The organism is Oleiphilus sp. HI0079 (genome assembly GCF_001635105.1).
On record NZ_LWFT01000734.1, the window covers coordinates 1 to 4410 of the forward strand.

4 protein-coding genes and 1 rRNA gene are annotated in these 4410 nt (G+C 46.7%); all 5 read right to left on the bottom strand.

The features are described from left to right. Positions 1–841: efflux RND transporter periplasmic adaptor subunit (locus tag A3750_RS13325; RefSeq protein WP_068548355.1), on the bottom strand; the 841-nt coding region annotated here is incomplete at its 3' end. Positions 842–878: 37 nt separating this feature from the next. Next, positions 879–1349, bottom strand: coding sequence for a DUF2489 domain-containing protein (locus tag A3750_RS13330; protein ID WP_068466455.1), 471 nt, complete (start codon positions 1347–1349; stop codon positions 879–881). A 31-nt stretch (positions 1350–1380) separates the two neighbouring features. Further along, entirely contained in the window at positions 1381–3069 is a 1689-nt protein-coding gene (locus A3750_RS13335; RefSeq protein ID WP_068466453.1) for an acyl-CoA dehydrogenase family protein, read from the bottom strand. A 21-nt stretch (positions 3070–3090) separates the two neighbouring features. Then, the gene (locus A3750_RS13340) at positions 3091–3708 is read right to left on the bottom strand and encodes a LysE family translocator (RefSeq protein ID WP_068458162.1); all 618 of its coding nucleotides are present in this window, start codon (positions 3706–3708) and stop codon (positions 3091–3093) included. 477 nt (positions 3709–4185) lie between these two features. Then, a 5S ribosomal RNA gene (gene rrf / locus A3750_RS13345) occupies positions 4186–4300 on the bottom strand. Positions 4301–4410 lie beyond the last annotated feature (110 nt).

Genomic DNA, 4410 nt, shown 5'->3' on the forward strand with positions numbered 1-4410 from the left:
CTTTATCGTCAGTATTCTTCTTAGGTGTTGCGGTGACGGTGGTCGTCATCCCTGGGAGAATGGAATACCCATCCACGTTTTCCATGGTTAAGGTCACGGTGTAAGTCTGAGTAACGTCATCCGCGACGGTTGCGATTTCTTTTACGGAAAGTGGGAATTGACGCTCCGGAATGGCATCAAATTGAGCATTTATGTCCAATAACCCTTTTTCTCTCGACGAGTTGACCATCAGTGAAGATGGAATGTCCACTTTCACCTCAAGGCTTGAAAGATCTTGAATCAAAAATATAGTCTGAGAGGCCGATACTTCCTGAAAATTTTCGACAAATCTCTTGGCAATTTGCCCGGAAAATGGCGCCTTCAAGGTCGAATAAGCCACCCGTTTTTCAGCTGAATCGAGATTCGCTTTTGCACTCGCCGCATTGGCGCGCAGTTTATCGTAATCGGCTTTTGAAACATGGCCTCGTTCGACTAATTGTGCGGCTCGCTCGAAATCGGCCTTTGCTCGGCTGTAAGTGGCTTGGGCATCAGCAAGTTGGATTTGAAAGTCATCGTCGTCAAGCGTTGCGAGTACTTGGCCTCGAATCACGGGCATGCCTTCCTTTCCAACAAGCGATTCAAGCTTTCCTGTGACACGGAAGCTCAAAGTTGCTTTTTGATTTGCGTCTACGACACCCGGAAAAGAGCGTCCGGATAATTGATCTGCACTGCCTGCATTAATCGTTCGAACCGTTCTAAGTGGGCTATCGACGCTGGTTTTTGATTCAGAACTACACCCGGAAAAGACCAAAATTGTAGCTAGCAATATCGTGCTGATTGAGCACTGTTTTCGATTAAACATTTTTCTACCTGAAGTGAATATTTGGCCGCCGAATCGATCACTGTGCCTTTTTCGGCAAAGGCATTTCAGCCATTAAGGTATTACAAGCTACCAAAACACGTTCGCGATAGTCATTCTCTACAGCGAATCGTGTTTCATCTAGCTTGTCTAATATTTTTCGGTTTACGGCCTTGCGCTTTTCAAAGCGAGGCATTGACTCGAGGCGTTCATATACCTCGTTAAAGACACCAAGAACCTCATCATGGTGCAGACGGGCATCCAAATGATCCAAAAGAATCTTGACCCTCATGCATCCTTCAGAAATCTCAACCTGCTCGTCAAGCATAGAGGAACAAAGAATACGTATGCTTTCGCGAAGTTTGTCCTGATTAATCTTTGCCTTGGACCTTGCTTCAATAACCGCTTCTTTGTGAGCATCAAGAAAACGAACCTGACGTGCGATCTTTATTGATAACGCAATACAAATCAATGCTCCTAATATTGAGAAAAACCAAAGCAATGTTGTCATTTCCACACCTCGCTCCTTGCCAAATCGCTAGTTAGTTTTTGGGTGTTGCCCGTTCAATAAGATATGCGCAGTCGATATTTTGAGGTAAACCGCCGTACAGTAGACCAGACGTAGTTCCTCCAAGACGCGCTTTACAAAATGCATCTGCAACCACACGATCGCCGAACTGAATTAAGCAAGAAGCCTGTAAACTCAAAGCGATCTTTTCAATCAACGAGCGCGAGATATATTGCACCTCATCTGGTTGCAAGGCGTGAACGCCCTCAAGCGCTGAGAACAGCTCAGCGCTATATTGATCAAACTCAGCTACCACACCTTTCGCACTACTCAACTCGCGAAGTAGGGCGTCGACACTTTCGGGTGCGCGCTGCATGGCTCGTATCATGTCTAAGCATTGTACGTTGCCACTGCCCTCCCAGATTGCGTTAACCGGCGATTCTCTGAAGAGTCGAGGCATGATTGTGTCTTCCATGACGCCCATACCTCCGATACACTCCATGGCCTCGTACGCGTGCCCGGGGGTCCGTTTGCATATCCAATATTTGCCAACCGCCGTACCGATCCGCATTAATGCAGCTTCATCTTGAGCCTCATCCATACGATCAAGGGCGCGCGCCATGCGCAACGTGAGCGCCAAAGCCGCCTCGCTTTCAAGAATCAAATCTGCAAGAACGTTCTGCATGAGAGGTTGCTTGTTCAACAAGGCACCAAAGGCTGCTCTAGAAGCGCAATGGTGGGTTGCCTGCGCAACCGCTTGCCGCATTCCCGCGCTCGATCCTATCATGCAGTCAAAGCGCGTCATGGCTACCATATCGAGGATTGTCGCGACGCCTTTACCCTCCTGCCCGAGTAACCATCCTTGCGCACCGCGCAGTTCCGTTTCGCTTGACGCGTTAGAGACATTCCCCATTTTGTTTTTTAGCTTTTGGATCTGTATGGGATTCTTAGTCCCGTCGTCTTTCCAGCGAGGAACTAGGAAGCAAGATACTCCGGACGTTGTTTGAGCAAGCACCAGAAACGCATCACACATCGGTGCTGAAACGAAGTATTTGTGGCCAACGAGTTCGTAAAGCCCATCTGTGTTTCCATCAATAGGGAAGGCACGAGTGGAGTTCCTTCTAACATCTGAGCCGCCCTGCTTCTCAGTCATTGCCATCCCAATGGTGACGCTGTCTTTCTGAAAATGGGGTATATTTCGAGGGTCGTAAGTTCGGTTTAGGATTTTGGGTGCCCAAATATCATAAAGCTCGGGTTGGTGTTTAAGGCTTGCAATCGCCGCGGAAGTCATTGTTATAGGGCAACCATGTCCCGCCTCTACCTGACACATCATGTAGCTCTTTACTGCCCGTTCCAAATTTCGATCAGAAGCTACGCTCTCCCAATGGGATGAGTGGATACCATGCTTCATTGATAGAGTCATGAGCTCGTGATAAGCAGGATGAAAGCGTATTTCATCCACCCGATGGCCATATCGATCATGTGTGTGAAGCTCGGGCTTAACAACGTTTGCTTGAAAACCAAGTTCGACCACGTTTTCTGAACCACATATTTCACCAAGCACATTCAGGTCATCCGTGTTTAGATTGGGAGCAAGCGTCTTGACTATGGACGTTAGCGCGATATCGCTTGAATAAGTATTATGGTTGATCAGTGGCTCAGGTAAGTTTTCAACATGATGAGTCTTTGCCCAGTACTGGTTGCTTGGTTCAAAAACGGTCATAAAATGCCCTACCCTTCTTACTTAACTTATTGCTGTATAAAAAACGACTTGAAGGCCCAAAGTTATAAAGATAACTCCGGCTGCCGTATTTACGTGCTTTAACCGCGCAAAACGCGTGGCTTTGAAGCCTGAGCTAGTGACAATAAACGCAACTATGATATACCACAACCCATCAACAGCAGACGCGATTAGCGTCATCGCAATTTTTGCTTGACTCGACGGATCAAAAACTAAGAATTGTGAAAAAATTGCCGTGAAGAAGATCGCTAACTTCGGGTTAAGGAATGCAATGCTGAACCCATCGCGAATGGCAGAGAACTTTATCTGCTCGATACTTGGCGTGTTTTGAGGTGCGCTATTTGCCTTAAGGGACTTAACTCCGATATAGATCAGGAACACAGCGCCGATCAACGAAATATAGCTCATGAAGTTGGGTAAAAACTCAGTCAAACCGTGCATCGCGAATACGGTAAAGACAGCCCATAAAAGTACGCCAAAAGCATGAGCTATCGCAGCCGAGACTCCGGCTAACCGACCGTCATCGAAGGCATGCTGCATAACACACAACAGAGACGGCCCCGGGCTCATCGCACCAAGAAAACAGGTCGCGGTCAATAAAAGCCAATCAAAATAATTCATCGTAAAGTAAGCCTACTTCGCTTTCGAGAACGGCAGCCAAGCAGCCGATCGCTTTTTTAAAAGTTCTGAAGAATGAGGGGGATTTTAAAGGGTAAGTCTGGATTCAAAAGAGTATAACAATTCATGCTTTTGAAATTAATAGGACTGAGTATGGAGAAGCCTTTCCAGATTTAATCAAAATACTATGTACTTTTTAGGTGTTATCGCCCGCCAAAGCGCGTTTGATGTGGCTGCAAGAGAGCTTTTCAAATAAAAGGAGCTTGTAAGGGCCGTTGCTAAGTGCAACAAAATTCTTAGGAAGAGAGCTTTCGTATTTTCGGTTTGGAACACCAAAGGGACGCCCTTCTATCGCTCGATAAGATACGGTAGATCACTGATTCTTGCACAAAGGTACATCCTTATCCGTCCAAGCGTTATATCTTGACTATAGGACATAAAAAAACCCCAGCAGGGTGTCTGCTGGGGTTTCTGATTAAAGCCTGACGATGACCTACTCTCACATGGGACCTCCCACACTACCATCGGCGATGAACCGTTTCACTTCTGAGTTCGGGATGGGATCAGGTGGTTCCAGTTCTCTATGGTCGTCAGGCAAAACTCTGGTTGAAGACCATCACTGATCACCAACACTTAATTCTGCTGTTGTCTTTAACATTGGAAGCGATAGTAGCGCTTGGATGATGTTCGACTCACATCATTTCG

Coding starts and splice junctions, on each gene's coding strand:
- A3750_RS13330 (WP_068466455.1), bottom strand. CDS start 1,349: ATGACAACATTGCTTTGGTTTTTCTCAATATTAGGAGCATTGATTTGT.
- A3750_RS13335 (WP_068466453.1), bottom strand. CDS start 3,069: ATGACCGTTTTTGAACCAAGCAACCAGTACTGGGCAAAGACTCATCAT.
- A3750_RS13340 (WP_068458162.1), bottom strand. CDS start 3,708: ATGAATTATTTTGATTGGCTTTTATTGACCGCGACCTGTTTTCTTGGT.